Below are 26,423 nucleotides of genomic sequence, written 5' to 3'. Positions count from 1 at the left end.
TGATTCCTTCACCGGAGATTTCCTCCAAACGTACATCGCTACCCGTCAAACTTTCAGAGGTCACAAGCGGCGACAGCACTGAAGCCAAACCTGCACTCACTTATACGCCGGCGGAGACCCCACTGCTTAACGTCAGTGTTGAGGCAGTCAAGTCGTTGAGTCTTGAAGTACGTAACGGGGATACTCTGTCAGACCTATTTCAACGTGCAAAAATCAGCGCCAAAGAGATGTACCAGCTTCTGGGTAGCGGCAAAGAGGCAAAACAGCTGGCACGTCTAACTCCGGGTGAAGAGCTGACCTTTCAAACAAATAATGATGGCCAGCTGCAGTCCCTTAAATTGCAGCGGGACCGACTCAATCAAATTGAGTTTACCCGCACAAATGCAGATAAGTTTGAACACGCACTGATAACTCGTGAGCCCGACAGCCACCCGGCTTACCGACAGGCCCAGATCGATAGTTCCCTATTCCTGGCCGGTAGCGATGCTGGGCTGAGTGACAGCCTGATAATGGAGATGGCGGATGTATTCAGCTCCGATATCGACTTTGCCCTAGATATTCGCAAGGGCGACAACTTTAGTGTGATGTTCGAAGAGTTGTTCCTGGATGGGGAGAAAATTGGCAACGGTCCTATCTTGGCGGTCAGTTTTACCAACCAGGGAAGAACTTTTAGCGCTGTACGCTATGTGGATAACAGTGGTGATGCCAATTACTACACGCCTGAAGGCAAAAGTATGCGCAAGGCATTTATCCGCACACCACTGGACATAGTCCGTATCAGCTCTCACTTCAACCCGAGCCGCCTGCACCCTGTATTCAAGTCACGCCGACCTCATAATGGCACCGACTATGCCGCTCCAAGAGGCACCCCCGTTTACTCTACTGGCGATGGTCGGGTTATCGCGTCCGGCTATAGCAAACCCAACGGCAACTACGTATTTATCCAGCACGGCGAACGGTATGTAACCCGCTATCTCCACCTGACCAAGCGCAAAGTCAAAAAGGGCCAGCGCGTTAAGCAGCGCCAGGTTATTGGCACTGTGGGGTCTACCGGTTATGCCACTGGCCCGCACTTGCACTACGAATTCCTGGTGGATGGCAGACATCGCAACCCCGCCACCATTGTGCGCAAATTGCCCAAGGCAAAGTCGGTACCGACTTCTGAGATGATCCGTTTTAAAAACCAGACCCAGCCACTTCTGGCGAAACTAGAAAACTTCCAGGGGCCGGCTCTGGCTCAACTGGATGAAGAAAGCCCCTAACAAGCGCCAACGAATATGCCCGATCTGTTTATCGGCCTGATGTCCGGCACCAGCGTTGACTCCATTGACGCGGTGCTAGTCGATTTTGGCGATGAAGAAAAAATTAACACCCGTATCCTGGCTGCGCTAGCCCACCCGATTCACAGCGGCCTGCGCGAAGCTATCCTCAGCCTCTGCGCCCCCGGCCCTTCAGAGCTGGATCGCGCCGGACAGTTAGACCGGCAACTGGGACAGGTTTTTGCCGAGGCCACCAATACCCTGCTAGCCCGAGCCGGTGTTGAGGGTCAGTCTGTTACCGCCATTGGCAGTCACGGCCAAACCGTACGCCACCGCCCCCCAGGCACAGTGACGTCTCCCTTTACTTTGCAACTCGGTGACCCCAACACCATCTCAGCACTGACGGGCATCTGCACCGTTGCGGATTTCCGTCGCCGGGATATCGCTCTCGGTGGTCAAGGAGCGCCTTTAATGCCGGCGTTTCACCAGGCTGCCTTCAAAGCTGATGGAAGCCGTGCTGTGGTCAATATCGGAGGGATGGCCAATATCACTGAGCTGACGGCAGATGGCCAGGTTTACGGCTATGACACAGGTCCGGGTAATGCATTGCTCGACTACTGGGTGAACCTACACAAAAACCAGCCCTACGATAGAAATGGAGACTGGGCCGCGAGCGGTCGCGCCAATGCTGAACTTCTCAACCGCCTGCTTTCAGATCCCTATTTCTCCGCCGAACCACCCAAGAGCACTGGCCGTGAAACTTTTAACCCCAGCTGGCTCGAACAGGCCTGCGCCGGTTTGGAAGTGGCACCGGTAGATGTGCAGGCGACCCTGTCTGAAGTGACCGCAGCCAGTATCGCAGATGCCGTGCATAATTTTGCCGAAGGCGGCGAGCTGCTCACTTGCGGGGGCGGGGCAAAAAATAAGGACTTGGTTGCGCGATTACAGCGCCGCTTGCCCACCTGGTCTATTACTGACACGGGCAGTTACGGTATTGACGCAGACTGGCTCGAAGCCGTTGGATTTGCCTGGTTAGCCCGCCAGACATTGAGAGGACTACCCGGTAATTGCCCGGGAGTGACTGGCGCGCAGAAAGAGGCGGTGCTAGGGGCTATTTACCCGCCCTGATCAATAGGGCGGGTTAGGATTTCTCAAATAGAGAAAGAGGAGCCGCAGCCACAGGTAGCGGACGCATTGGGATTTTGTACTACGAAGCGCGACCCCGAAAGGCCTTCTTCGTAATCAACATTGGCGCCAACCAGGTAGGGGTAGCTCATCGCATCCACCAAGACCTGAATGCCATCCTTTTCTATGATGGCATCATCTTCGGCAACCAATTCATCAAAGGTAAAACCGTATTGGAAACCGGAACAGCCGCCTCCGGTCACGAACACCCTGAGTTTCAGCTCCGGGTTGCCCTCCTCTTCCAACAGGCTTCTTACCTTGGCCACAGCCTTGTCTGTGACCACGAGTGGCGCGGGAGAAAAGGATACAGCTTCTGACATAAGTCTCTCTCAACTCATCGGGACATTCACCGCTCGTATAAAAGTTATAACGAGTGCAGCCCCGGGGGCGTCATCTTGCTTAAACCCAGCAATTCAGTCAAGTATTAACCGGCAGGTGGGCCGGTACAACAAAGTACCAGCGCCAGCCAATACTACCCGGACTTAAGAGGCTTCAATGACAGTTTCATCTTCGGAATAGCCGAGCATATGGGGCTCACCCGCGCTACTCAAGTCGGCACTGGATACCAGGGCACCGTTTACCTGGGCACCTTTCAGCATCTCGATCAGCTTATAGTGTACATTGCCTTCTACCATTGCCTTGGAAGCGAGCTCCAGGTGGCGCGCAGCAAACACATCCCCTTTGACATTGCCATTGATCACTACCTGAGGCACACGAATTTCACCCTCAATGATGCCGCCATCCACAATTTGCAGGCGCGCATCACTATCACTGTGAGCGGTAACATTGCCACGCACCTTACCTTCGATGACCAGGTTGCCACGGAAGTGGATATCACCGCTGATCTCAGTCTGACGAGCGATCAAAGTCGTGTGGTTACTACCGGTATTGGCCATAGTTATCTGTTTCTCTTTTTTTCTTAACATAATCCCCAAAACCTCGTGCCTTTGGCACCTATGCTAACTTTCCTGTACTAACCAACCGTAGCGCTGCTCAATATTAAAGCCCTTGCGCCCAGAAGATTTAAGTGACAACTCCACACCTTCGGGCACAAACCCCTCCGGCAAGCGCAGCTCTCCCTCGATATTCTGAAAATATTTAAAACGCAGCTGAATCGACTCACTATTCACCTGCTCCGACAGTTCCTTCAGAGGGTAACTCTTCGGTTCCCCATCCTGACGGCCCACTACGGTAAATGTGGCCGTGCCTTTTACAACATCCCGACGCGCTGCGGACTGTTTGATCTGTAACTTGTACTGGTAACTTTTTGGATCGCCGGTCTGCGAGAGGATAAAGCGTCCAATGGACACCCCCTCACCCCCATCTTCAGGGGCCATGACGCCGCGATAGAAAGAAATTTCCTGCTTTAGCTCTGCGATCTGGCTCTCTTTCTGCACCAGTTCCGCACGCACCGACTCACTCGCCTGCTCACCGATAGTCAGCGACTGCTCTGCAGTGGCAACCCTCATTCGCAGGGATTCATTCTCACTCTGAAGCGCGGTAACACGATCGAGTACTTGAGTATGCTCCAGTGTCTTGCGATCGAGGCTCTGGCGCAGCTGATACTGCCCGGCGAAATAGGACCCGGCCGAGGTCACTAATACCAAAAAAACGACCCCCACTACGGCAATGACACCAGAGAAGGGTTTATGAGGCACCACTTTCATGCGGTACTGCTTGCTGCCTTTAACTTTGAGCACCATGAAATCTGCTAAGTCTTATCCGGGATTTATCGATTGTCGGGAAACACCCGATTCTAAGGCAGCAGTGCTGGGCTATCCAGGCCCAACGTCTCAGTTAAGCCAAACATAATATTCATATTCTGGATTGCCTGGGCGGACGCGCCTTTGGCCAGGTTATCAATGGCCGATAATACCAGTACCGTATCCCGCTCCTGGGGTTGCAATACCGAGATGCGGCACATATTGGTCCCTCTAACCGTACGAGTCTGAGGGTGGCTGCCCGCCGGCATCACATCTACAAAAGGCTCATTTTTATAGCGGTTTTCAAAGATCTGTTGAAGCTCATCGGCATCAACCTTCCCCGCTGACCGGGCAAATAAAGTAGCGTGGATACCGCGAATCATGGGAAGTAAATGCGGTACAAAAGTCACCTGCGCGGGAGAGGATTCAGTGGCCTGCACTCGACGAAGCCCCTGTTCAATCTCGGGTAAATGACGGTGCCCGGCGGCAGAATATGCGCGGAAGTTGTCGCTATTCTCAGCCATAATCAAGTCGGTCTTACCCTGTCGCCCCGCACCACTGATACCACTGGCCGCACTGGCGATCAGCTCACCAGGTTCTACCAGGCCCTTTTCCAAAAGCGGTATCCATCCCAATTGAATCGCGGTGGGATAACAGCCCGGGCAGGCTATCAACTGCGCATTGGCAATCTGTTCCCGATTAACTTCTGGCAAACCATAAACAGCGCTTTGAGCTAATTCCGGAGCGGCGTGGGCCTGACCGTACCACTGCTCCCAGGTAGGTATATCTTTCAAGCGGAAATCGGCGGACAAATCGATCACTCGAACTCCGCGCTCAATAAGTGCCGGTACCTGGGCCTGGGCAACGCCATGAGGTGTAGCGAAGAATACAACGTCACAATCCGCCAGCTGTTCGAGATCGGGGCTACAGAAAGACAGCTGCGAGTGCCCTCTCAGGCTAGGGAAAAGCTCGGCAACCGGGGTACCATTCAACGAACGGGAGGTGATTGCGGTAACTTCCGCTTGTGGATGTGTTGAGAGAAGCCGAAGTAATTCCACCCCTGTATAGCCGGTGCCCCCGACAATCGCTACTTTTATCACCTTGCTAAAATCTCCGGTATATCCGCCAACTGAGACGATAATCGTAAAACCAGACAGGCACTCTACCACAAGCCCCAGCATTTTAAGGATGTGCGGTGTCACAGCCCCCAAGGAACTCGCTAAAAAAGTCGTTTTCGCGTTATTTAGTTAGGCCTGGCAGCCTCGAAAATATACGCTTACAGCTTTCCTCCAAAGACGCGCTGGCGCCTTTGCTGGGGATGGCCCTGATCACCGGCATCCTGGCCGGAGGGGTAACTGTACTTTTTCGGCTGGCAATGGAGTGGCCGACCACGCTGTTTTTATCAATCCCACAAAATTACGAATCCCTTCCTCCTTTCTGGCGCTTCGCATTGCCAGTCATCGGCTCTCTGGTAGTGGGATGTATCTATTTATTTCTAAATCCCAGACGCCGCCAGGTGGGAGTGGTCCATGTCCTGGACCGGCTCTACAATCACCAGGGGCAAATGCCAATGCAAAATGCCCTGCTACAGTTTTTTGCCGGCGCAATAATTTTAATAAGCGGCCACTCGGTGGGGCGGGAAGGCCCAGCTGTACACCTGGGAGCAGCCAGTGGCAGCTGGTTAGCTAGGGCGCTGAAGCTCCCCAATAATTCCGGTCGCAACCTACTGGGGTGTGGTGTAGCCGCAGCAATTGCGGCCTCCTTTAATACCCCGCTGGCGGGCGTGGTATTCGCGATGGAAGTCGTGATGCTGGAATATACTGTGGCAGGTTTTTTACCGATAATTCTCGCGGCTGTTGCCGGTAGCGCCATTACCCAGCTGACTTTCGGTAGCCAGCCTGACTTTAATGTACCCGCGATTCAACTCAATTCCCTTGCCGAGCTGCCGATACTTTTCGTTTGCGCACTGGTTATTGGGGTTCTCGCCGGATTATTTATCCGCTCCCAGCGTATTTTGATTCCCCAGCAGCGTTATTCCCCACTTCTTCGATTTCTCTTGGTTGGCCTTGTTACTGGCACCTTGGGTATCTGGGTACCGGAAATCCTGGGCGGTGGATATGACACTTTGCAGATGGCAATGCTGGGGGAGTTGGGGGTAGCGACACTCATTGCTATTGTCGCCGCGAAATTAGTCGCAACCGCTTTGGGGGCAGGGCTCGGAATTCCCGGTGGGGTAATAGGCCCCAGCCTGATTATCGGTGCCTGTATCGGTGGTATTGCCGGTGGCCTGGCTAACTTGTGGCTGGGTGAGCACACCGCGAGCCCCGGCTTTTATGCCATGGTGGGTATGGCGGCAATGATGGCTGCCATGCTCAATGCGCCTCTAGCTGCGCTACTCGCTATCTTGGAACTTACCTATAACCCACATATTTTATTCCCTGGAATGATGATGATCGTGGTGGCCACATTAGTAAGCCGCCAACTCTTTTCCACTATCGGTCTCTATCACGTAACGCTGCGAGCCCTGAATAAAGCGGGAATGCCGAGTTGGCGACAGCAAATGCTGAGCAGTGTCGGAGTTGCCAGCGAAATGAATCAGAGCTTTGTTGTGACTCCTAGGGAAATTACCCGCGCTGCGGCAACAGAATTAATTAATCAACATCCCGAGTGGATTCTTATCGACTTACCCAAGGAGCCGGCACCGCAACTACTGCGCGCAGCAGACTTGGCAACTTTTCTTCGCGGTGGTGCGAAAGAGGCGGCCGAGAGTGAAAAACAAGTTTCCTCCGCATCAGATAAATTACTAGACCCGGGAGAAATGATCGATTTATTGAGACTACCCGGCGAACGCAAACAGCTGGCGTCCCTAAGCTGGCGAGCGACAATGCTGGAGGCCTCGCAAAAGCTGGAGAGAAGTGGCGCGGATGGCCTATATGTCTGCCGTCATAAAAGCGGTTCGCTGGACAATCGCACGGCGGGCATTATTCTGCCGCTACAAATTAACAACTTTTACCGGAAGTAATTTTTCTTCCCGTTTCTTTTAAGGGGACTTTCAATGCTGTGGATCAAGGCTTTTCACATTATTGCGATGGTGTGCTGGTTTGCCGCACTTTTTTATCTGCCACGACTGTTTGTCTACCATGTCGATGCCACTGATGCCGTTAGTCGCGACCGCTTCTGTATTATGGAACGCCGCCTTTATCGCGGTATTGCCATTCCTTCCATGCTGGCCACCGTTGCCTTGGGCATTTGGCTCTACAGTTTGAACCCGGCCTACTACACCTCCGCCGGCTGGATGCACGCAAAACTGACTTTTGTTGTTCTCCTCCTGGGCTATCACCATATCTGTGGCGCCTATGTTCGCAAGTTTGCCCGGGGAACCGTTACCCGCAGCCGCCGCTACTTCCTAATATTTAATGAGTTCCCAGCAGTTGCACTTGTCGCCATCGTCATTTTGGTTGTCGTAAAGCCATTTTAATTTGGCGCGTATTCATTCCTTGTCAAAGGCGCTCAGCAACTAGAATTAGGCGCACAGCTAATGGCCGTCATGTAGAGCACTTATGGATACACCTCAGCCCGTTATTCTGACCGTTACTCACCACGACCCCAGCGGCAGCGCCGGAATTGCCGCAGATACTGAGACAGCGGTCAGTCTCGGCTGCCATGCGGCCTCGGCAGTTACCGCCATCAGCGTGTGTAACACCGGTGAATTGCTGGGTGTCGCCCCAGTCGACGACAGCCTGCTAATTGAACAAACCCGGGCCGTTCTGGAAGACATGCCGATCGCCGCGATCAAGGTCGGCTACCTGGGCTCTGTGGAGAATGTGCGCGCGCTTCACAGCGTACTCCACGACTACCCGGATATTCCCGTCGTTATCGACCCCGATGCCACACTGGCCGACAAAGATAGCGTACTCGCCCCGCCTCTGTGGGAGGCTATGGTGTCGCTGTTGTTGCCCAAGGCGACCATGGTGTGCCCCAACCGCAGGGAAGCTCGCGCCATGGCTGTGGAGGCCGATGTCCTCGACGCCATGGCCCAGGAAATCCTCGAATCCGGCTGTCGCTACCTGTTGCTGACTGGCGTGCCCCACGAGCAACAATTACAGAACCGGCTCTACGATGAGCGCGGCCTCATGCGAGAGTTCAAGTGGGAGCGCTTGCAGCCAGCGGCCTATGGCGTCTGCGGCACCCTCGCTACTGCCATTGCCTGCCATATCGCCCACGGGCTGACCATTATCGAAGCGGTTACCCGCAGTCAGCAATACGCTTGGAGTGCGATCAAAGACAGCCGGCGCCTGGGCATGGGAAGGCCGATTCCCAACCGGCTGTTCTGGTGCGAACGCTAAACCTGGAGCTGCTGACACAAATTTCGCCCCTGCCCCGATCAGTCTCACCGTCCCCATGACGGTGAGATCTTCTGTCTACACAGTCTGTGACCGGTCGTCGCCAATCTACACATTGTCCTCAGGCGCCACCCCCGCGATAATGCTCGCCAGGCCCTTTATGCAGAACCTGAATATAAGTTTATGAGTAAATCCGAGCAGCTCTTCGCAGAAGCACAGCAGTACATTCCCGGCGGCGTTAACTCTCCGGTACGGGCTTTTCGCGCAGTCGGCGGTACCCCGGTGTTTATCCGCCGTGCCGAGGGCGCCTACCTCTACGATGCAGACGAGAAACGCTACATCGACTACGTACAGTCCTGGGGCCCCATGGTGCTGGGCCACGCACACCCGGAAGTTATTGAAGCCGTGGTGGAACAGGCCCAATCGGGACTGAGCTTCGGTGCGCCAACCGAATTGGAAACCGAACTGGCCGAAGAACTCTGCCGCCTGTGGCCGAATATGGACCTGGTGCGCTTCGTCAATTCCGGTACCGAAGCCACCATGAGCGCGATTCGCCTGGCCCGTGGATTTACCGGGCGCGACAAGATTGTGAAGTTCGAGGGCTGCTACCACGGCCACTCCGACTCCCTGCTGGTTAAGGCCGGCTCCGGGGCCCTGACCATGGGTGTACCCTCCTCTCCCGGCGTTCCCGCCGCCCTGGCAGATCACACCATCACCTTGAGCTACAACGATGCTGATAGTGTGCGCAGCTGCTTCGAAGAGCTGGGCGATCAAATCGCCTGTATCATCGTCGAGCCTGTTGCCGGCAATATGAACTGCATTCCGCCGGTACCCGGCTTCCTGGAAACCCTGCGCGAAGTTTGCGACCAGCACGGTGCCCTGTTGATTCTCGATGAGGTGATGACCGGCTTCCGGGTGAGCTTGACCGGGGCCCAGGGCTTCTACGGTATCGAGGCGGATATCACCACCCTCGGCAAAGTCATCGGCGGCGGTATGCCCGTTGGCGCCTTTGGCGGTAAGCGCGAGATCATGGAACAAATCGCCCCTCTGGGTCCGGTTTACCAGGCGGGCACCCTGTCCGGTAACCCTGTGGCTATGGTCGCGGGCTTGGAAACCCTGCGTTTGGTGGAAGAACCCGCCTTCTACGAGCCTTTAATTGCCAAAACCGACCGTTTGGTGGAGGGCATCCTGACGGCCGGTAAAGCCGCAGGTATCCCAATTACTGCCAACAAGGCCGGCACCATGTTCGGCTTCTTCTTCACCGAAGAACCTAAAGTAACTAACTATCAACAGGTAATGGCCTGCGATAACGAGCGCTTTAACCGTTTCTTCCACGGCATGCTGGAGGAAGGTGTCTACCTGGCACCGGCCTCCTATGAGGCAGGGTTTATGTCCGCAGCTCATACCGATGAGGATATTGAGGCCACAATCACTGCCGCTGAACGCGTCTTCGCCCGCCTCGGCTAATTGCCCGCCCCTCTCCAGCACCCGCAGCCTGCGGGTGCTGCTTCTATACCCGTTTTACTTTACCCCCCCTCCAATAAAGCCCCAGTCGCTTCACCGCAAAGTTATTGCGCTCAAAAAAACTAACAGCTAAAAATGTATACAAAATATAAAAGGTATACATTTTGAAAAACTCACCGTTTTCAGATACCAGCTTGTCCGCCATCAGCGCAGGCTTTGTCGCCGTGCTGGTGGGAGTAGCCAGTTCCGCCACCATAGTCTTTGAAGCCGCGCGTGCAGCTGGCGCAAGTGAAGCAATGATCGCCTCCTGGATTGGAGCTCTGGGCCTGGGGATGGGCATTACCTGTATTGCCTTCTCTTGGTATTACCGCGCCCCGGTAATCACTGCCTGGTCGACTCCAGGTGCTGCACTTTTGGCCACCAGTTTAAGTGGCATCCCCATTGCTGAGGCGATTGGTGCTTTTGCGTTTAGCGCCCTGTTAACACTCCTCGTGGGCTTGTCCGGAGCCTTTGAGCGGGTAGCGCGAATGGTGCCGGCACCGATTGCCAGCGCTATGCTCGCAGGCATACTGCTGCAATTTGGTCTCTCAGTATTTACTTCTCTGCAGGCACAACCGCTATTGGTCGGCATCATGTTACTGACCTATCTAGTCGGGCGCCGTTGGGCGCCTCGCTATGCCATTATTTTGGTACTAGCGGCTGGAGTGGTGACTTGCTGGAAGTTGCAACTCATTGCATCGGCCCAGATCGGCTGGCAAGCGGCACACCCTGTTTGGGTAACGCCAGAATTCCGCCTCTCCACTTTAATTGGCATTGGCCTTCCTCTTTTTATCGTCACTATGACCTCTCAGAACCTGCCCGGAGCGGCAACCCTGGCCGCCAGTGGCTACAGTAGAGTGCCTATATCTCCTGTTATTAGCGGCACCGGCCTCACCTCTTTATTGCTGACACCGTTTGGTGGCTTTGCGTTTAATCTGGCGGCTATTACCGCTGCTATTTGCACCGGCCCGGAAGCCCATCCCAACCCCGACAAACGCTATACCGCCGGCATTGCCGCCGGTATTTTTTATCTGCTGGTGGGCCTCTGCGGCGCTAGCGTTGTGGCATTATTCAGTGCCTTTCCCCAGGCACTGATTGCCGGCCTCGCCGGCTTGGCACTGATTGGCGTCATTGGTAGCAGCCTGGCTGGAGCAACAGCCGAGGCCGACAGCCGCGAAGCCGGAATTATCACTTTTCTGATCAGTGCTTCCGGTATCAGCCTCTTTGGCATTAGCTCTGCCTTTTGGGGGCTGCTGGGAGGGCTGGTGTGTTACTGGTTTTTCAAGCGCAGGAATTAATAAACATCGATGGGCCTCTACGAAAAAATTAAGTCGGACTTGCAGCATGGGCGCTTCGCCGCCGGCCAGGTGCTAAAGCAAGCCGAACTGGCAAAGCTTTACGCCGTGAGCCGTATTCCGGTTAGGGACGCTCTACAAAGATTGAAAAATGAGGGCTGGTTAACCGGACACGGAAAACGCGGCGTCGCAGTGCCGCAGTTTGACCCTATTGAAGTGGAAGACCTCTACCTGATGCGCATGCGCTTGGAACCGCTGCTGCAATCCCTGGCACTGGAAAGCCTTAATGGAGAGATCCTGGGGCGGGCCAGAGATATTCTGGAATCCATGCAAGCCAAACCTGAACTCTCCGCCGAGCAGATCGGAAAAATGAATTGGGAGTTCCATGCCTGTATTTACCGGGCAGCTGCAAGACCCACGCTATTTAGTACCGTCGAGCAACTGCACCGGCAATGTGAGCGCTATATCGGTTACCAATCCCACGGTCTGAATTACCAGGACACCAGTCAGGACGAGCACTTTGCAATACTCAATGCACTCCAAGAGGGAAACGGGGACCAAGCCGCCGCACTGCTGGCAAAACATATAGAAGCCGCCGGCAAACTATTGGTAAGGCACTTACATCAGCCCCATTTTTAAACCGCTTTCCCTCAGCAATCGAAAATCACCCACTGCGGCAATTTGATATGATGGCTGCCAATTGCGGCTGCGGGGTTTCTGCGGCCCTATGGATAGCCGGAGTAATTTCCCGATGAGCCAAAGTTTCGGCCGTGGTGCCTACCCCAACACTCGCCTGCGTCGCCTGCGTGCAAAGGATTTTTCCCGTCGACTGGTGCGGGAAACCCAGTTGAGCAGTGACGATTTGATCCTGCCACTGTTTGTTATTGAGGGGCGTAACGAAACCCAAAAAGTAGCCTCAATGCCGGGTGTTGAACGCCTGAGCGTAGACCTGTTGGCCAAGAAAGCGAAGACAGTTCGAGAGTTGGGAATCCCCGCCATAGCCCTGTTTCCGGTAGTTGACCCGTCGGCAAAGTCCGACTGCGCCAGTGCCGCCCACGACGCCGATGGCTTGGCACAAAGGGCTGTTCGCGAGCTGAAAAATGCGGTACCGGAATTGGGAGTTATCACCGACGTAGCACTGGACCCCTTTACCAGCCACGGCCAGGACGGGCTGATGGACCACAGCGGTTATATCGTCAACGACGAAACCGTTGATGTATTGGTACAGCAGGCCCTGTCACACGCTGCGGCCGGTGCCGATATGGTGGCACCCTCGGATATGATGGATGGCCGTATCGGAGCCATTCGCGATGCTCTCGAAGGCGCGGGCCACAGCAATACCCTGATTATGTCCTACGCCGCTAAATATGCCTCCGCTTACTACGGCCCCTTCCGCGATGCAGTGGGCTCTGCCGGGAACTTGAAAGGTGGCAATAAAGCGAGCTACCAAATGGACCCCGCCAATACCGATGAGGCATTGCACGAGTGCGCCCTGGATCTGCAAGAGGGCGCGGATATGGTGATGGTGAAACCCGGTATGCCCTACCTGGATATAGTGCGTCGGGTAAAAGAAGAATTGCGGGTTCCCACTTTCGCCTATCAGGTAAGTGGGGAGTATGCGATGCACTGCGCCGCCTTTGAAAATGGCTGGCTGAAGCGAGAGGCGGTTATTCTGGAGTCCTTGCTGGCCTTTAAGCGCGCCGGTGCCGACGGCATCCTCACCTATTTCGCCGAAGAAGCCGCACAGTTGCTGCAAGACTGATAGCCGGCGATAAAGCGCGCGATTCAATCGCGCGCTACCTTCCCTAGGGCCACTGATCTTCCAGGTCAGGCCCCACCGGCTGGGCTTCCTCTACCGGTACGCTGTGAGCCCTCCCGCCAAAAGTATTATCTCTTGGCAGCTCCAGGGGCTCCTCTTCATAACCGGAGCCATACTCGGGATCTACACCAAACTCTTCCGCATCGTCACCTCGAAGTTGCTCCTGCAATTGTTGGCGGCGCTGATCGCGCATCTGCTGCTCACTGGTATCCACCCCCCAACCGGGACTCATCTCCTCTCTGGGAGCCGCTTCGTCGCGACCATTGCCGAATAGATTGCGGAACCAGCGCCAGCGATTCTGCCCCCGACATTCCGGCGCCGGTTGCAGCTGGCTCTCGTAGGAGAAAGGAATCTCATAACCACCGCGACAGTAATCCGGGTCCATAAACTGCCCCCGGGAGTTCACTGACTTAAGCTCCACTCCTCGGGGCATCTCTGCCGGTCCGTGTTGATGGGGCAGCTTGCGCATAATTTCCGTCCAGATCGGCAGTGCGCCGGTAGAGCCAGTTAGGCGCGTGCGCTCATTGTCGTCGCGCCCGAGCCAGACTACGGCGGTTACTTCCGGGGAGAAGCCCGCAAACCAACTATCGCGGTTATTGTTAGTGGTTCCGGTTTTCCCGGCAAAGGCGATGCTACTTGGCAAGCGCTTGGCGGAGCGGCGTCCGGTACCCTCACGCATGGCCTGCTCCAGCCCCCAGCGCAACAGGTAAGCTGGAACGGGGTCGACACCGCGATTAGCCTTGCGGCGGAAGTGCTGTACACGGCCGCCCTGGGCATCGGAAACCGCCAGCAGTGTGCGCGGCTGTACCGTCTCACCATTGTTCGCGATGGTCTGGTACATACCGGCAACTTCGAACGGGGTCATCTCCACAGCACCAAGCAACATCGCCGGCACTCGGGGGAGCCTGGATTCAACACCCAGGCGGCGAATCGTCTGGCGCACATTCTGCAGGCCGAGATCCAATCCCAAATGGGCCGTCGCCAGGTTATAGGACTTGGCCAGAGCGATATAAAGCGGTATCTGTCCGTGAGCGCGCTTATCGAAGTTCTGCGGCATCCATACATCGCCATCCGCCTCTTCAATTCTCACCGGGGCATCATCGATCAGGGTGGCCAGGTTGTACTCTTCCGGTCGCTCTAGAGCAGTGAGAAACACAGCCGGCTTAATCAGGGAGCCCACCTGGCGGCGGGCTTCCAGCGCCCGGTTGAAGCCTGGGTAGTCCGGGTTCCGATCTCCCACCATGGCCAGCACATTGCCATTGCGATTATCCAACAATATTGTCGCGGCCTGGAGTGAATTGGCTTTGATCCCTCGGTCTTTCTCCAGCTGGCTAACGCCCTGACTGATGGACTCCTCCGCCAACTTCTGCACCGAAGGGGCCAAGGTGGTGTAAACCCGTAAACCCGAAGTGCGCAATTCCTCGTAGGAGTAGTAGGGACGCAATTCAATCAATAGCCGCTCAGTAAAGGCCGGGTAAGGATTCTGCGCACCGACACCACCCTTGACCACCCCCAGAGGCTTGGCGGAATACTTCTGGAACTCCTCTTGGGTAATCAACCCCTGCTCCAGCATCAATTCCAGCACGGTATTGCGCCTTTGCAGTGCTCTCTCCGGATTGCGCCAGGGGTTGTAGTAGGACGCACCTTTCGCCAGCCCCACCAACAGCGCTACCTGATGGGGTTCCAAGGTGTCCAGGGGCTGCTGGAAATAGAATTCAGAGGCCAACCCAAAGCCATAAATACCTCTGGCACCCTGCTGACCCAACCACACTTCGTTGATGTATTCCTGCAGGATATAGCGCTTGTCGTAGTGCATCTCCATCAGGATGGCCATCAGGGCCTCGTTGAATTTACGCCTCAGGCTGGGCTTATGGTCAAAAAAGATATTTTTGACCAACTGCTGAGTGATTGTGGAGCCACCCTGTACCAATCGTCCGGCTTTTGCGTTGGCCACCATGGCCCGGGCAATACCGCGAGGGGAAACACCAAAGTGATTGAGGAAGTCCTGGTCCTCAACAGCAATCAGGGTATTGGCTACCAAAGGAGGAATATCATCGAAACGCACTGGATTGCGGTCATCGCCTCCCCCCAGCAGGGAGCCGATATTAGCCGCATCCAGGCGGAATTCTGCCAGGCTTCGGCCATTGTCATCACGCAGGCCGCTGATTTGATCATTGCGCAGACGGAAGGAGACCACTGCAGCAGGCTGGCGGCCATTGGCATGGATAAAGTCCCGGCGCCAGACTTTGTAATTCATTCCGTCCTGAACCCAGGAACCAGGCTCACTCAGAGTGCCCTGCTTGCGGTAATTCAAGGCAGCAAATTCGGACTCCAACTCATCCGGATGCATTGCCATACCCTCGCGCAGCACCAGCGGACGAGCGTAGACTCGGGCGGGGAGTTGGTATTGACGGCTATCCAGTCGCTCGCGCAGCTGCACATCCAGGTAAGCCATATACGCTGCCAGCGCCAGGGAGCCCACCAGGGCTAAAAGCACTAGCAGCTTGAGCCAGCGATATCGTCGTTTGGGCTTTGACGCTCTGACGCGCCGGCGTTTCGTTGATGCCATATGAGGATTCAGTCCCGCTGCCAACTCAGTACATCAAGCGACTCATGAGACCTAACCAGCCCCAATCGAAGAGTCGAAGGCAGGGTACCAGCAGGTGGCAGCTCCGCTGGTATCTTGCTGCCAGTGCCTTTCAGCACTGGCGGGCCCACTCAATTAGCGGGCTAAAATCCAGGCTTGGCAGTATCTATCACCTGGCGGTTTACGTGAAGGTGCTATTTACACCTGTGCGAGGATTGACCGCAGCAACCGCCTATAAGTTCACCAAGATGTAACAAGCGCCTATGTGAGGGTTTGCTGTCGCCAGCCCTCCCCAATGCCTTGCACTTGGCAAAATCACGTCCATAATGCGGCGGAAATGTAGACAATAAGCCCGAATAGGAATGATATGCAGCAATACGATCTCTACGGCATAGGTGCCGCCCTACTCGATACAGAAATCGAAGTGTCGGACCAGGATTTGAGCAGCCTTGGCGTGGAAAAGGGAATCATGACCCTGGTAGATGATGCCCGTCAGCAACAACTGGTAGACGACCTTCAAAACCATATGGTCACTGCCAAATTGGCCTGCGGTGGCTCCGGTGCCAATACAGTCATTGCTGCCAGCTATTTCGGTCTCCGCACCTTCTATTCGTGCAAAGTTGCCGCTGACGAGAATGGTGATTTCTACAGAAACAACCTTAACAGCGCCGGGGTCGACTACCCCGAAACACTGAAGCAAGCTGATGAGGGCACTACCGGCAAATGCCTGGTGCTTATCACCCCGGATGCCGAACGCAGTATGAACACCTATCTGGGAATGAGTGAACAGCTCTCAGTCGCTGAGCTGGATAGCGATGCACTGTCCGCCTCCAAGTGGGCCTATATCGAAGGCTACCTGGTCTCCTCTGAAACGGGTCGTGCCGCAGCGATCAAGCTTCGCGAAGAAGCCGAAGCCCACGGAGTTAAAACCGCTCTCAGCCTGTCTGACCCGGCTATGGTTCAGTTCTTCGGCGAAGGGCTGCGGGAAATGATTGGCGGCGGTGTGGATATGCTGTTCTGCAACCGGGATGAGGCTCTGGGCTTTACCGGTACCGACTCTGTGGAGGGCGCCGTTGAAGCGCTGCGCGATTACTGCCGCAGTTTCGCGATTACCCTGGGCGCCGATGGCGCACTGCTATGGGACGGCAACGACGTTCACCGCATAGAGAGCCCCGAAGTCCGCGCCATCGATACCAACGGCGCAGGCGATATGTTTGCCGGTGCTTTCCTCTACGGTATCAACCGCGAAATGAGTTTTACCGAAGCCGGCGAACTCGCTTGCCGCGCTGCCGCCCAGGTAGTGAGCCAATACGGCCCGCGACTAGAAGCCGAACAGCACTCCGAATTACTCGCACCGGTTGTTTAATAGCAATTGCCTAATAGCAGCTATCTATAGACACATGATTTCCAGGGGCCCCTAAGGCTTGGGCCCTCTGGAATGGTGGAGCATCCCCGGGTAGCTATCCAGCTCCGGCAACCCCGTCGCTGCGGAAATACCGAAGCCTTGGGCATAGTCCACCCCCATCTGGCTCAATTTTTCCATTAACTCCGGGCTCTCTACATACTCGGCGATAGTGCTGATACCCATTCTCTTCGCCAAGTGATCAATAGTGCTCACCATTGCGCTATCAATTTCATCCTCGAGCATATTGCGCACAAAGCTTCCGTCGATTTTAAGAAAATCTACCGGCAGCTGGCGCAGATAAGCCAGGGAGGAAACACCGCGACCAAAGTCATCCAGGGCAAAGCTGCAACCAGCGGCTCTCAGCTTGTGGATAAATATCAGGGCTCGTTCGAGATTATTAATGGCGCTGGTTTCTGTAATTTCAAATTGAACCCGCGAAGGCGTTACACCGGCATCGGACAAAGACTGCAGCACAAAATCAGCAAAGGTCTCATCCCCCAGGCTGATACCGGAAATATTGACCGCATAATTAATTCCGCCCATCCCCAGGCGCTGCTCCTGGGCCATATAGTCAAAGACCCGGCGAATTACCCAGCGGTCCACTTCCTCGATCAAGCCGTAGCGCTCTGCGGCTGGCAAAAACAGCCCCGGTGAAATCACTCCACCATCACGGCCGCGCATCCGCACCAGGATTTCATAGTGGTGGACATTGCGGTCCCCCTTTAGTGAAACCACTGGCTGTCGGTACAACATCAGGCGATCTTCCCGCAAAGCCGCGTGAATTTCCGCAACCCAGGTGGTCTCGCGACGCTTCTCCAATACCTTGCGGGAGTCACCAAACAGCTTAACGCGATTTCTGCCCTGCTCGCGGGCACTGCAACAGGCATCATTGGCCGACGCCAGTAGCTGACTGGCACTGGGGGTAAAGTGATCGACTCCAACAACACCGATCGACACCGCGACCCGGTTGTCATTCCCCTCCCAGAAAAAACTGAAGTTCTGCACAGAGTCTCGCAGCCGAGCCACCACACGACCACCCTCTTCCAGGGTGCAGTCGCGCAATAATATCGCAAACTCATCACTACCGACTCGGGCAAACAGATCGTCGCTGGAGAGACAGCGCTTGATTAACTCCACCAACTGAACCAACAACTGGTCCCCGGCAACAAAGCCCAGGGTGTCGTTAATAACTTTGAATTGATAAACATCCAGGTACAGCAATACATGGTGCTGGCGTTTATCGACACAGAGGCTGAGTTGGCTTTGCAGCTCACTCTCAAAGAATTGTCGGTTGGGCAGTCGGGTTAAGGCGTCGTGGCTGCTCTGCCACATAAGGCGGGTGGAAACCCGGCGTGCGGCAGAGGTATCCCGCAGCACCAAAACATAATTTTTAAGCACCCCCATATCCCAAAGAGCCATTACCTGCACGGTCACTTCAAGTGGGACATGCTCTTCCCCTGGGCGCTCAATACAGGCATTAAACTCTCTGGTTCTGGGTACTTCACCCAGGTCACTGGATGCCGGCAATATCGGCTCTATCGCATCGCCCCGGCTATTGCACAGGCGCAAACCTTCACTGAGTGGCTGGCCGGGCAGCAGTCCAACCAGGTCCCCAGTCATTTCGTTGACCAGGGGGTTGGTGTAAACCACCGTGCCCGCAGCATCGGTGACAATGACACCATCGGCAACTTCACCGAGAGCCGCCTCCGCCGCCTGTAAACTGATCTGCTCACAGGCGCGCAGCCCCTCTTCCAACTGGGCGAGGGGGCCGAGGTAACTTGCCGCCTCTGGATTAAACAGCGTCACGGGAAAACTCACTCAAAACACAACAGAGCAAAGCGCAAACCTTTCCCGGCAGCGGGGAGGTGCCTTGCGACAGGCCATAACCGAAAAAGGTTACCGACATCATCGCCCACGATCGCCGATTTTATTCAATTATCCAGCCTCCCAGCCGAGTTTTTTCTGCAAATGTATAAATTGCACATTCACAGATTGCTGCGCAAGAAATTTTTTAATTTCTCGTCTTCAAATACTCTCTGCAAGGTTGCGCTAAGCAGTCCATTCACACGACTTTGGACTTCTTCACGACTGGGCTTAACCAGGTTCCGATCTTTGCCAGAAGCGCTGTAAGTGCCGAAATAAGTGCGAGGACCAATTTTCACTTCCAGGTGAATTTCAGCAGAGGTGTCAATCTCGGTGGTATAAACCGTATTTGGACTGTTGTAGGTGAGTTTTACCAATTTTGCGATCACCTGAACTTCCGGCGCGCTATCGGTAATTCGGAATGACCAATTTGAAAAACCCTCACGCAATCCCGCCGTAATAGCCTCACCAGCGTCATTGCCAATACTTACCTGAGCAGTATCCGCATAAACACCACCCAATGATCCCAAGCCGCCAGAGGGCAGTTCATTAACTCCCATCACACTCATACTAAAGCCTTCGCCTATCGCTTCAGGAGCAACCTGAACCTGAGGCTGCAGCCAAATTTGCAGCGGGCTGTGAGCACAAGCGCTGAGTAGCAGCGCACCGGCAAAAACCAATAACTTCTTCATGTTTAATTCCCCCTCACTTCAAAAAAACTGCCAATTCAGCCATGGTGATGGTGGTGGTGCTCCCCCTCATCACTCATCCGAACTATTGGCACAAGAATATCTACACTGCTGCCATCGGCAAAAAGCAGTCGCAACGGCAACTCTTCCCCCGCCTGCAAGCGCAGACCTTTAATCATTAAGTGAACTCCACCGGGAGCCATATCTACACTTGCCCCGGCGGCAATCGTCAGCTGATCCAGCGGGCGCATCCGGTTTATTCCATTCTCCGATATTGTGGTATGCAGGTCTGCCGAAGCCTGTTCAACACCCGGCAACTCCACACCCGTGAGTACCTGACTCGAATCACCAGTGTTGTGCAGCGACACAAAGGCAGCGCTCATCGAAGGTCCCGGAGGAGTTTCCCGGGCATACCCCTCCGCTGTAATTCCTATGGAATAGGCGCCTTTAGACACAAGGAGTGCGGTGATTAAAAAGGCAAATGCCAATACTTTTTTCATGGTGCCCCTCCGCTGGGCTTAATCAGAATCAGTTTCGCCGGATTCCCGACTTTGATATCTCCACGCACCCGATACCCGGGTACAGCCTCGCGCAGTTGCTGATAAACCCAACGGCCCTCAGCATCAGTGCGCGCTACGATAATGACGCGCAGCTGCTCGCTGCGAATCCTGCCCGCTACTCGCTGCAACTGTTCCACCAACCCGGCAGACCTTGTTGCGAGTTCACCGGCTGGCAGACCTATCACCTCCCCTTGTGGTAAATCGAGCTGCGCTCTCCCCCGCTCGCGGACCAACTGTGTACGCACTTCAGCCACCAGCGGATTGGCCGGGGCCAACATCTCGGCCCGTTTCAACAGGGTATTCACCGCCCCAAAATCCCTGCGACGCAGGGCGTCCCGCGCCCGCTCAACATAGGTGACCACAATGGTTTGAATACCGGTTTCTGCCTTGCTGTTATCCGGTTGCAGTTGCAATACACGCAGGTAATAGTCGTAGGCACTGGCACCGGCAGGCTGGGTTAGATGCCCTTTGCGTAGCGCCTGTTCCGCACGATTCAAAAAAAAGGAAATATTGTTGCGCCGAACCTGGTCCTGGGATGGCGTCTTTTTAGGGGCGGGAGGAGGGATAACCGTTTTAGGTGCGGGCTTATTGGATGAGCAGGCCCCCAGGCAAAATGCCAGTAGCAGTAAAACCCCAAGGCTGTGAAGGCGTTCAAATGACGGCAAAACAATCCCCTATTGTTGTTTTTTTGTACCACTGGCGTCGCTATACTGCTGCGGCGACTGAACCCCCGTCTGGTGCAGCAGTCTGAACTATGCGCCTGACTATAATGAATTTTTTCATCTATGGCTGTGATGACCAAAAGTTTCCGAAAAAATTTCCTCGTTCTGCTGACAATCCTGCTGGCCATAACCAGCATTGGAGCTACAGCGCAGAATTCCGATAACCCTTTTGCCTCGCTGAGCAGCGCCCAGGAAAACACTTTCCTGCCGGTCGATGAAGCTTATCAACAGGATCTGCTCTTTGATGCCAACGGCCTCAGTGCACTCTTCCAGATTGCCCCAGAGTACTACCTCTATCGCGAAAAACTGGCGCTGTACAGGGTCGATAATGGTGAAAAAACTCCCATCCCCCTGAACCTGCCAACCGGTGAAGTCATTTGGGACGACTATTTCGAGAAAGAGACTGAGGTCTACCGAGGCCAGCTCGAATTTGCCCTGGATATCCCTGAAACCAGCGGTTCTACCCAACTGGAGCTCCACTATCAAGGCTGCGCAGATGCCGGCCTTTGCTATCCGCCTCAGACCCGATACTACAGTGTGGATTTTGCCAGTCAGGATATAGAACCGCAGGACAGCGCCTTAATTACAGGCGCGCCCACTCCGCCAGCGAGTGCTGGCGGTGCCGCAGGCAATAGCAATGTCACCTTATCACTGGCGCTGCTTCTCGCATTTGCCGGTGGCCTGATCCTGAACCTGATGCCCTGTGTCTTCCCAGTACTGTCGATTAAATTACTGGCAGTGAGCCAGGCGGCACAAAATGCAAGCCAAAGGCACCACCACGGCTGGGCTTATACACTGGGCGTAGTTTTGAGCTTTGTGGCTATCGCCGCTGTGATGCTCGCCCTTCGCGCCGGCGGAGAGGCTGTTGGCTGGGGCTTCCAGCTTCAATCCCCCTGGTTGGTGGCAGCACTCGCCTACCTGTTTTTTATCATGGGGTTGAGCCTGTCTGGAATGACCGAACTCGGCAGTAACCTGATGGGTATTGGCGGCAACCTGAATAAACGTCAGGGATTGTCGGGCTCTGTGGCATCCGGCGCGCTGGCAACCCTGGTGGCCAGTCCCTGTACTGCACCGCTGATGGGCTCCGCACTGGGGTTTGCTGTTACGCAGCCCGCGCTAATTGCGCTAAGTGTTTTTGCCGCCCTTGGCGCCGGCATGGCGGCCCCCTTCCTGTTGTTGACCTATATCCCCGCTCTGGCGGAAAAGCTGCCCAAACCCGGCCCCTGGATGGATCGCCTAAAGCAGTTGTTGGCATTCCCGATGTATCTCACTGCGGTATGGCTACTGTGGGTTCTAGGCCGACAAGCCGGGGGGGATGGAGTTGCCCTGGTACTGGCTGGTGCTGTAGCCATTGCATTTGCCCTGTGGCTTTGGCCGCGTCCGCAATGGCACTGGCTGCGCGGTTCCCTGGCCCTGGCCTCCCTGGCCTTGGCAGTTTTTCTACTTCCGCAACTGAAAACCATCAATCAGTCTGAACAATTGTCCAGCAGCGATTACTGGGAGCCCTATTCGGCAGAGAGACTGGAGACTGCACGCAGTGAGGGGCGTGCAGTTCTGGCCAATATGACCGCGGCCTGGTGCATCACCTGCCTGATGAATGAGAAAGCTGTGCTGTCGAGCACCGAGGTCAGTGATGCTTTGGAGCGCCTCAACGTGGTCGCGCTGAAAGGCGATTGGACCAACCAGGATCCGCGAATCAGCGAATTATTGGCCAAATACGGGCGTACCAGTGTGCCGCTGTATCTCCTCTATCCCGCCGATGGGGGCAACGCAAAAATACTGCCGCAAATACTTTCTCAAGATGATTTACTACAGGAATTGGAGAACGCTGTGGACTCCCCTTTGAGCACTGGGGTGACTCAGTAAAGTTTTTGGCGCCTTTGTAGCCAATAACCCAAGGTAAACAGGCCACAGCCCGGATATTTTGAACTAATTTTTTGCCCAATATCGCCGAACTGCTGCTAACTTCGATAAACTCCGAGTCTGGCATGGACAGGGAGTCACTTTTGCGGCAGACTCGGTTAATGAGTCCGGGCAGCTAGGCCGAAATTTCGAGTTTGCCCGCAAGATAGCCAATTTTAACCCACTTTATATGGGTTTTCGGCAACTTTCTTCAGGGCGAATTATGGCTAAACTTCTTCTCCTTCACGGCCCCAACCTAAATCTTTTAGGCAGTCGCGAACCGCACATCTACGGGTCTACCACCCTGGCGGATATCAATGAAGCCGCCGAGCGCCAGTGCGACGCCGCCGGCCACGAACTGGAAGTCCTGCAGAGCAATAGTGAATCAGCCCTGCTCGAACGAATCCACTTGGCGGCGACCAGTGGGGTCGACTTTATCGTGATCAATCCCGCTGCGTTGACCCACACCAGTGTCGCCTTGCGCGATGCCCTGGCAGCCGTTGCCATCCCGTTTATTGAGCTTCACCTGTCCAATCCCCACGCCAGGGAAGCTTTCCGACACCATTCCTATCTTTCAGATCTGGCCTGCGGCGTAATCTGTGGCTTTGGCGCCAACAGCTACACCCTGGCTCTACAGGCAGCCATCCATCAACTGGATGCCACACCTGCACAACAATGAATCAAACTGCGAGTAAATAACTATGGATATCCGCAAAATTAAAAAATTGATTGAGCTGCTCGAAGAATCGGATATCGGCGAGCTAGAAATCAAAGAAGGCGAAGAGTCCGTGCGCATCAGTCGCGGCGTCAGCAGCGCAGCCCAACCCGTTGCACCGATTTACAGCGCGCCTCCCGCACCGGTTGCCGCCCCCGCTGCTCCGGCGCCCAGCGCTCCTGCTGCCCCAGCTGAAAAAGAGTCCAAACCGGCTATCAGCGGACACGCGGTGAAGTCCCCGATGGTAGGCACCTATTACGCTGCCCCCAGCCCTGGCGCCGAGGCATTCGTGAAGGTGGGCCAGCAGGTCAAAATTGGCGATGTTGTGTGCATCGTCGAAGCGATGAAAATGATGAACCAGATCGAAGCCGACAAGGCCGGTACCATTGAGTCGATCCTGCTGGAAGACGGCCAACCGGTTGAGTTTGACCAGCCCCTCGTGACCATCGTCTGAGTGGGGTAAGTCACAATGTTCGACAAAATCCTAATCGCCAACCGCGGCGAAATCGCATTGCGGATTTTGCGCGCCTGTAAAGAGATGGGCATCGCCACTGTGGCGGTGCACTCTTTGGTAGACCGCAATCTCAAGCATGTACGCCTGGCCGACGAATCTGTATGTATCGGCCCCAACCCATCCCCGCAGAGCTACCTAAATGTGCCGGCCCTGATCTCCGCCATGGAAATCACCGATGCAGTAGCCGTGCACCCCGGCTACGGCTTTCTTGCAGAGAACGCCGACTTCGCCGAACAGGTGCAAAAGAGCGGCTTCACCTTTATCGGCCCTGATCCCGATGTGATCCGCCTGATGGGTGACAAGGTGTCTGCAATTGCCGCCATGAAAAAGGCTGGCGTTCCCACCGTTCCAGGCTCTGACGGCCCACTGCCCGATAATAGCGAGCGCTGCATGGAGATCGGCCGCAGCATCGGTTATCCGGTCATCATTAAAGCTGCCGCCGGTGGCGGTGGTCGCGGCATGCGTGTGGTGGAAAAGGAAGAGGAGCTGGTGAACGCGATTGCCGTGACCAAGTCCGAAGCCCAAGCGGCCTTCGGTGACGGCACCGTCTACATGGAAAAATTCCTGCAAAATCCCCGCCATGTTGAGATCCAGGTAATGGCCGATGGCCAGGGCAACGCCATCCATCTCGGCGATCGCGACTGCTCCCTGCAGCGCCGCCATCAAAAGGTTTTGGAAGAAGCCCCAGCTCCAGGTATTCCCGATAAGGTGCGCGAGCAGGTACATGAGTCCTGTGTACAAGCCTGTATCGATATCGGCTATCGCGGCGCGGGTACTTTTGAATTCCTGTATGAAAATGAGCGCTTCTACTTTATCGAAATGAACACCCGTATCCAGGTGGAGCACCCCGTTACCGAAATGGTAACCGGCGTCGACCTGATCAAAGAGCAAATTCGGGTTTGTGCCGGTGAGAAGCTATCCCTGAAGCAGGAAGATATCGTAATCAAAGGTCACGCCTTTGAGTGCCGTATCAATGCCGAAGATCCGCAGACCTTCTTCCCCAGCCCCGGCAAGGTAAACAACTTCCATATGCCTGGCGGCTTGGGTGTGCGAGTCGACTCCCATCTCTACTCCGGATACTCGGTACCCCCCAACTACGATTCCATGATCGCCAAGCTGATCACCCATGCGGAAGATCGTGAAACCGCGTTGGCGCGTATGCGTGTAGCTCTGTCGGAACTGGTGGTGGACGGTATCAAAACCAACATTCCCCTACAGGAAGAGTTGGTACGAGATGAAAACTTTGCCAAGGGTGGGGTCAATATCCACTACCTGGAGAAGAAGTTAGGTCTTTAAGCGCTCGCCAGCCGGGGCAAAGTTAGCGAGAATTGCGGCAAACATAACGACACTGAACCTTGCCAAGGATGGCGTGGCAACCGTCGTTATCTGAGTGCGGCCCAGCCGCAACAATGCCGTAAACATCGCTATAACAATTCCGGAATAATTATGCCCTGGCTACAACTCCGCGTGGACACCGACCGTGATCACGCGGAAAAAATCGAAGACGCACTGCTTTTTGCCGGTGCCGTATCTGTCACCCTGCAAGACAACGCTGACCAACCGATCCTTGAGCCCGGACTCGGAGAGGTGCCCCTATGGGAGCAAACACGGGTTACCGGGTTGTTCGATGCGGAAGTCGACACCGCGGTTACCGAGGCAAAGGCAGCTTCCTTCCTATGCGAAATGTTGCCCAATGCCCGCTGGGAGCAACTTGAGGACAAGGATTGGGAGCGGGAGTGGATGACCCACTACAAACCCATCCAGTGCGGCCCCAATTTGTGGATCTGCCCCAGTTGGTGTGAGCCACCACAACCGGACGCCGTGAACCTGCTGCTCGATCCGGGCCTAGCCTTCGGCACTGGCACGCACCCAACTACTTTCCTATGTCTGCAATGGTTGGCACAGCAGGAGCTTGCAGGTAAGAGTGCCATCGACTTCGGTTGCGGCTCGGGTATTCTGGGGATTAGCGCACTTCTACTGGGAGCAGAGCGAGTTCTCGGCACCGATATCGATCCCCAGGCATTGCTCGCCAGCCGCGACAATGCCCAGCGCAACGGCATAGACCCCGATCGCTTCCCGGTCTACCTGCCAGAACAAATGCCGAGCGAAGCCGCCGATGTTATGTTGGCCAATATCCTCGCCGGTCCCCTGGTAGAACTCGCCCCTCAACTGATACAGCTCACTCAATTGGGCGGAAAAATCTGTCTGTCCGGCATCCTCAGCTCCCAGGCAGAGCAGGTGAAAAATGCTTACAGCGAATGGATTGAGTTCGATCCTGACGGCGAACACGAGGGATGGGTCAGACTGACAGGCAAGCGGGTGCGCTAAATGCGCTCCCGAGCACTACGCGGGACCCCTT

25 protein-coding genes (1 of these 25 running past the window's edge) are annotated in these 26,423 nt (G+C 55.2%); 15 read left to right on the top strand and 10 right to left on the bottom strand.

The window, feature by feature from the left end:
- Positions 1-1,262, top strand: the 3' portion of a protein-coding gene (locus tag ACJJI8_RS08565) for an OapA family protein (RefSeq protein ID WP_444892708.1). It extends 118 nt beyond the left edge of the window; the window shows 1,262 of its 1,380 coding nt (coding positions 119-1,380); the start codon falls outside the window, past its left edge; the stop codon is at positions 1,260-1,262.
- A gap of 15 nt (positions 1,263-1,277) precedes the next feature.
- Positions 1,278-2,387, top strand: a complete 1,110-nt coding sequence (locus ACJJI8_RS08560) for an anhydro-N-acetylmuramic acid kinase (RefSeq protein ID WP_444934806.1) — start codon at positions 1,278-1,280, stop codon at positions 2,385-2,387.
- A gap of 23 nt (positions 2,388-2,410) precedes the next feature.
- Here ACJJI8_RS08560 and erpA read toward each other — a convergent pair whose 3' ends face one another.
- The 4 genes from erpA to argC all read right to left on the bottom strand — a co-directional run bounded on the left by erpA (position 2,411) and on the right by argC (position 5,247).
- Positions 2,411-2,764, bottom strand: coding sequence for an iron-sulfur cluster insertion protein ErpA (erpA, locus tag ACJJI8_RS08555; RefSeq protein ID WP_444934805.1), 354 nt, complete (start codon positions 2,762-2,764; stop codon positions 2,411-2,413).
- 162 nt (positions 2,765-2,926) lie between these two features.
- Positions 2,927-3,370, bottom strand: coding sequence for a bactofilin family protein (locus tag ACJJI8_RS08550; protein ID WP_282934417.1), 444 nt, complete (start codon positions 3,368-3,370; stop codon positions 2,927-2,929).
- Positions 3,371-3,403: 33 nt separating this feature from the next.
- Complete coding sequence (locus tag ACJJI8_RS08545) at positions 3,404-4,147, bottom strand: DUF6776 family protein (RefSeq protein ID WP_282934418.1); 744 nt, start codon at positions 4,145-4,147, stop codon at positions 3,404-3,406.
- A 53-nt stretch (positions 4,148-4,200) separates the two neighbouring features.
- On the bottom strand, positions 4,201-5,247 hold the full coding sequence (gene argC / locus ACJJI8_RS08540; protein WP_444913416.1) for an N-acetyl-gamma-glutamyl-phosphate reductase: 1,047 nt from the start codon (positions 5,245-5,247) through the stop codon (positions 4,201-4,203).
- Positions 5,248-5,342: 95 nt separating this feature from the next.
- On the opposite strand from argC, the gene ACJJI8_RS08535 reads away from it, so the two are divergent.
- From ACJJI8_RS08535 to hemB, 7 genes are all read left to right on the top strand, one after another.
- A complete protein-coding gene (locus tag ACJJI8_RS08535) occupies positions 5,343-7,169 on the top strand; it encodes a chloride channel protein (RefSeq protein ID WP_444934804.1) in 1,827 nt (608 codons plus the stop codon).
- A 33-nt stretch (positions 7,170-7,202) separates the two neighbouring features.
- Complete coding sequence (hemJ, locus tag ACJJI8_RS08530) at positions 7,203-7,625, top strand: protoporphyrinogen oxidase HemJ (protein ID WP_282934420.1); 423 nt, start codon at positions 7,203-7,205, stop codon at positions 7,623-7,625.
- 82 nt (positions 7,626-7,707) lie between these two features.
- Positions 7,708-8,493 (top strand): bifunctional hydroxymethylpyrimidine kinase/phosphomethylpyrimidine kinase, encoded by a 786-nt coding sequence (gene thiD / locus ACJJI8_RS08525; protein ID WP_413664269.1) that lies wholly within the window; start codon positions 7,708-7,710, stop codon positions 8,491-8,493.
- Positions 8,494-8,673: 180 nt separating this feature from the next.
- Entirely contained in the window at positions 8,674-9,957 is a 1,284-nt protein-coding gene (gene hemL / locus ACJJI8_RS08520) for a glutamate-1-semialdehyde 2,1-aminomutase (RefSeq protein WP_444895296.1), read from the top strand.
- A 161-nt stretch (positions 9,958-10,118) separates the two neighbouring features.
- A complete protein-coding gene (locus ACJJI8_RS08515; RefSeq protein ID WP_444934803.1) occupies positions 10,119-11,291 on the top strand; it encodes a benzoate/H(+) symporter BenE family transporter in 1,173 nt (390 codons plus the stop codon).
- 9 nt (positions 11,292-11,300) lie between these two features.
- Entirely contained in the window at positions 11,301-11,927 is a 627-nt protein-coding gene (locus tag ACJJI8_RS08510) for a GntR family transcriptional regulator (RefSeq protein WP_444934802.1), read from the top strand.
- 112 nt (positions 11,928-12,039) lie between these two features.
- On the top strand, positions 12,040-13,050 hold the full coding sequence (gene hemB, locus ACJJI8_RS08505; protein WP_444934801.1) for a porphobilinogen synthase: 1,011 nt from the start codon (positions 12,040-12,042) through the stop codon (positions 13,048-13,050).
- Between the two features lie 43 nt (positions 13,051-13,093).
- Here the strand turns inward: hemB and mrcB are convergent, their stop codons facing one another.
- Positions 13,094-15,676, bottom strand: coding sequence for a penicillin-binding protein 1B (gene mrcB / locus ACJJI8_RS08500; RefSeq protein ID WP_444934800.1), 2,583 nt, complete (start codon positions 15,674-15,676; stop codon positions 13,094-13,096).
- Positions 15,677-16,061: 385 nt separating this feature from the next.
- Between mrcB and ACJJI8_RS08495 the strand changes: the two genes are divergently transcribed.
- Positions 16,062-17,060: an adenosine kinase gene (locus tag ACJJI8_RS08495; RefSeq protein ID WP_413664263.1), complete on the top strand. Its 999-nt coding sequence runs from the start codon at positions 16,062-16,064 to the stop codon at positions 17,058-17,060.
- Positions 17,061-17,111: 51 nt separating this feature from the next.
- Here the strand turns inward: ACJJI8_RS08495 and ACJJI8_RS08490 are convergent, their stop codons facing one another.
- The 4 genes from ACJJI8_RS08490 to ACJJI8_RS08475 all read right to left on the bottom strand — a co-directional run bounded on the left by ACJJI8_RS08490 (position 17,112) and on the right by ACJJI8_RS08475 (position 20,876).
- The gene (locus tag ACJJI8_RS08490; protein WP_444934799.1) at positions 17,112-18,905 is read right to left on the bottom strand and encodes a putative bifunctional diguanylate cyclase/phosphodiesterase; all 1,794 of its coding nucleotides are present in this window, start codon (positions 18,903-18,905) and stop codon (positions 17,112-17,114) included.
- A 179-nt stretch (positions 18,906-19,084) separates the two neighbouring features.
- The gene (locus ACJJI8_RS08485; protein WP_444934798.1) at positions 19,085-19,654 is read right to left on the bottom strand and encodes a YajG family lipoprotein; all 570 of its coding nucleotides are present in this window, start codon (positions 19,652-19,654) and stop codon (positions 19,085-19,087) included.
- A gap of 35 nt (positions 19,655-19,689) precedes the next feature.
- On the bottom strand, positions 19,690-20,151 hold the full coding sequence (locus tag ACJJI8_RS08480) for a copper chaperone PCu(A)C (RefSeq protein WP_413664261.1): 462 nt from the start codon (positions 20,149-20,151) through the stop codon (positions 19,690-19,692).
- Positions 20,148-20,876, bottom strand: coding sequence for an N-acetylglucosaminyltransferase (locus tag ACJJI8_RS08475; protein WP_444934797.1), 729 nt, complete (start codon positions 20,874-20,876; stop codon positions 20,148-20,150). The genes ACJJI8_RS08480 and ACJJI8_RS08475 overlap by 4 nt, the downstream gene beginning before the upstream one ends.
- Positions 20,877-21,005: 129 nt before the next feature.
- Between ACJJI8_RS08475 and ACJJI8_RS08470 the strand changes: the two genes are divergently transcribed.
- The 4 genes from ACJJI8_RS08470 to accC all read left to right on the top strand — a co-directional run bounded on the left by ACJJI8_RS08470 (position 21,006) and on the right by accC (position 25,360).
- Entirely contained in the window at positions 21,006-22,799 is a 1,794-nt protein-coding gene (locus ACJJI8_RS08470) for a protein-disulfide reductase DsbD family protein (protein ID WP_444934796.1), read from the top strand.
- A 259-nt stretch (positions 22,800-23,058) separates the two neighbouring features.
- The gene (gene aroQ, locus ACJJI8_RS08465; protein WP_444934795.1) at positions 23,059-23,514 is read left to right on the top strand and encodes a type II 3-dehydroquinate dehydratase; all 456 of its coding nucleotides are present in this window, start codon (positions 23,059-23,061) and stop codon (positions 23,512-23,514) included.
- A gap of 22 nt (positions 23,515-23,536) precedes the next feature.
- Positions 23,537-24,004, top strand: coding sequence for an acetyl-CoA carboxylase biotin carboxyl carrier protein (gene accB, locus ACJJI8_RS08460; protein WP_444934794.1), 468 nt, complete (start codon positions 23,537-23,539; stop codon positions 24,002-24,004).
- Between the two features lie 15 nt (positions 24,005-24,019).
- Positions 24,020-25,360, top strand: coding sequence for an acetyl-CoA carboxylase biotin carboxylase subunit (accC, locus tag ACJJI8_RS08455; RefSeq protein WP_444914847.1), 1,341 nt, complete (start codon positions 24,020-24,022; stop codon positions 25,358-25,360).
- Here accC and ACJJI8_RS08450 read toward each other — a convergent pair.
- Positions 25,349-25,486 carry a hypothetical protein gene (locus ACJJI8_RS08450; RefSeq protein ID WP_444934793.1) on the bottom strand — a complete coding sequence of 46 codons (138 nt, stop codon included), beginning with the start codon at positions 25,484-25,486 and terminating at the stop codon, positions 25,349-25,351. The genes accC and ACJJI8_RS08450 overlap by 12 nt on opposite strands.
- 24 nt (positions 25,487-25,510) lie before the next feature.
- Between ACJJI8_RS08450 and prmA the strand changes: the two genes are divergently transcribed.
- Complete coding sequence (gene prmA / locus ACJJI8_RS08445; RefSeq protein WP_444914848.1) at positions 25,511-26,392, top strand: 50S ribosomal protein L11 methyltransferase; 882 nt, start codon at positions 25,511-25,513, stop codon at positions 26,390-26,392.
- The last annotated feature ends 31 nt before the right edge of the window (positions 26,393-26,423 follow it).

The organism is Microbulbifer maximicatervae (SeqCode), assembly GCF_052467695.1.
The sequence above is the reverse complement of the archived record's forward strand: the minus strand, read 5'-3'. Positions and strand labels throughout refer to the sequence as shown.

Excerpts from the sequence above, each read along its gene's own strand:
- ACJJI8_RS08560 (WP_444934806.1), top strand. The coding sequence starts at position 1,278 with ATGCCCGATCTGTTTATCGGCCTGATGTCCGGCACCAGCGTTGACTCC.
- erpA (WP_444934805.1), bottom strand. The coding sequence starts at position 2,764 with ATGTCAGAAGCTGTATCCTTTTCTCCCGCGCCACTCGTGGTCACAGAC.
- ACJJI8_RS08550 (WP_282934417.1), bottom strand. The coding sequence starts at position 3,370 with ATGTTAAGAAAAAAAGAGAAACAGATAACTATGGCCAATACCGGTAGT.
- ACJJI8_RS08545 (WP_282934418.1), bottom strand. The coding sequence starts at position 4,147 with ATGGTGCTCAAAGTTAAAGGCAGCAAGCAGTACCGCATGAAAGTGGTG.
- hemJ (WP_282934420.1), top strand. The coding sequence starts at position 7,203 with ATGCTGTGGATCAAGGCTTTTCACATTATTGCGATGGTGTGCTGGTTT.
- thiD (WP_413664269.1), top strand. The coding sequence starts at position 7,708 with ATGGATACACCTCAGCCCGTTATTCTGACCGTTACTCACCACGACCCC.
- hemL (WP_444895296.1), top strand. The coding sequence starts at position 8,674 with ATGAGTAAATCCGAGCAGCTCTTCGCAGAAGCACAGCAGTACATTCCC.
- ACJJI8_RS08510 (WP_444934802.1), top strand. The coding sequence starts at position 11,301 with ATGGGCCTCTACGAAAAAATTAAGTCGGACTTGCAGCATGGGCGCTTC.
- hemB (WP_444934801.1), top strand. The coding sequence starts at position 12,040 with ATGAGCCAAAGTTTCGGCCGTGGTGCCTACCCCAACACTCGCCTGCGT.
- mrcB (WP_444934800.1), bottom strand. The coding sequence starts at position 15,676 with ATGGCATCAACGAAACGCCGGCGCGTCAGAGCGTCAAAGCCCAAACGA.
- ACJJI8_RS08495 (WP_413664263.1), top strand. The coding sequence starts at position 16,062 with ATGCAGCAATACGATCTCTACGGCATAGGTGCCGCCCTACTCGATACA.
- ACJJI8_RS08485 (WP_444934798.1), bottom strand. The coding sequence starts at position 19,654 with ATGAAGAAGTTATTGGTTTTTGCCGGTGCGCTGCTACTCAGCGCTTGT.
- ACJJI8_RS08480 (WP_413664261.1), bottom strand. The coding sequence starts at position 20,151 with ATGAAAAAAGTATTGGCATTTGCCTTTTTAATCACCGCACTCCTTGTG.
- ACJJI8_RS08470 (WP_444934796.1), top strand. The coding sequence starts at position 21,006 with ATGACCAAAAGTTTCCGAAAAAATTTCCTCGTTCTGCTGACAATCCTG.
- aroQ (WP_444934795.1), top strand. The coding sequence starts at position 23,059 with ATGGCTAAACTTCTTCTCCTTCACGGCCCCAACCTAAATCTTTTAGGC.
- accB (WP_444934794.1), top strand. The coding sequence starts at position 23,537 with ATGGATATCCGCAAAATTAAAAAATTGATTGAGCTGCTCGAAGAATCG.
- accC (WP_444914847.1), top strand. The coding sequence starts at position 24,020 with ATGTTCGACAAAATCCTAATCGCCAACCGCGGCGAAATCGCATTGCGG.
- ACJJI8_RS08450 (WP_444934793.1), bottom strand. The coding sequence starts at position 25,486 with ATGTTTACGGCATTGTTGCGGCTGGGCCGCACTCAGATAACGACGGTT.
- prmA (WP_444914848.1), top strand. The coding sequence starts at position 25,511 with ATGCCCTGGCTACAACTCCGCGTGGACACCGACCGTGATCACGCGGAA.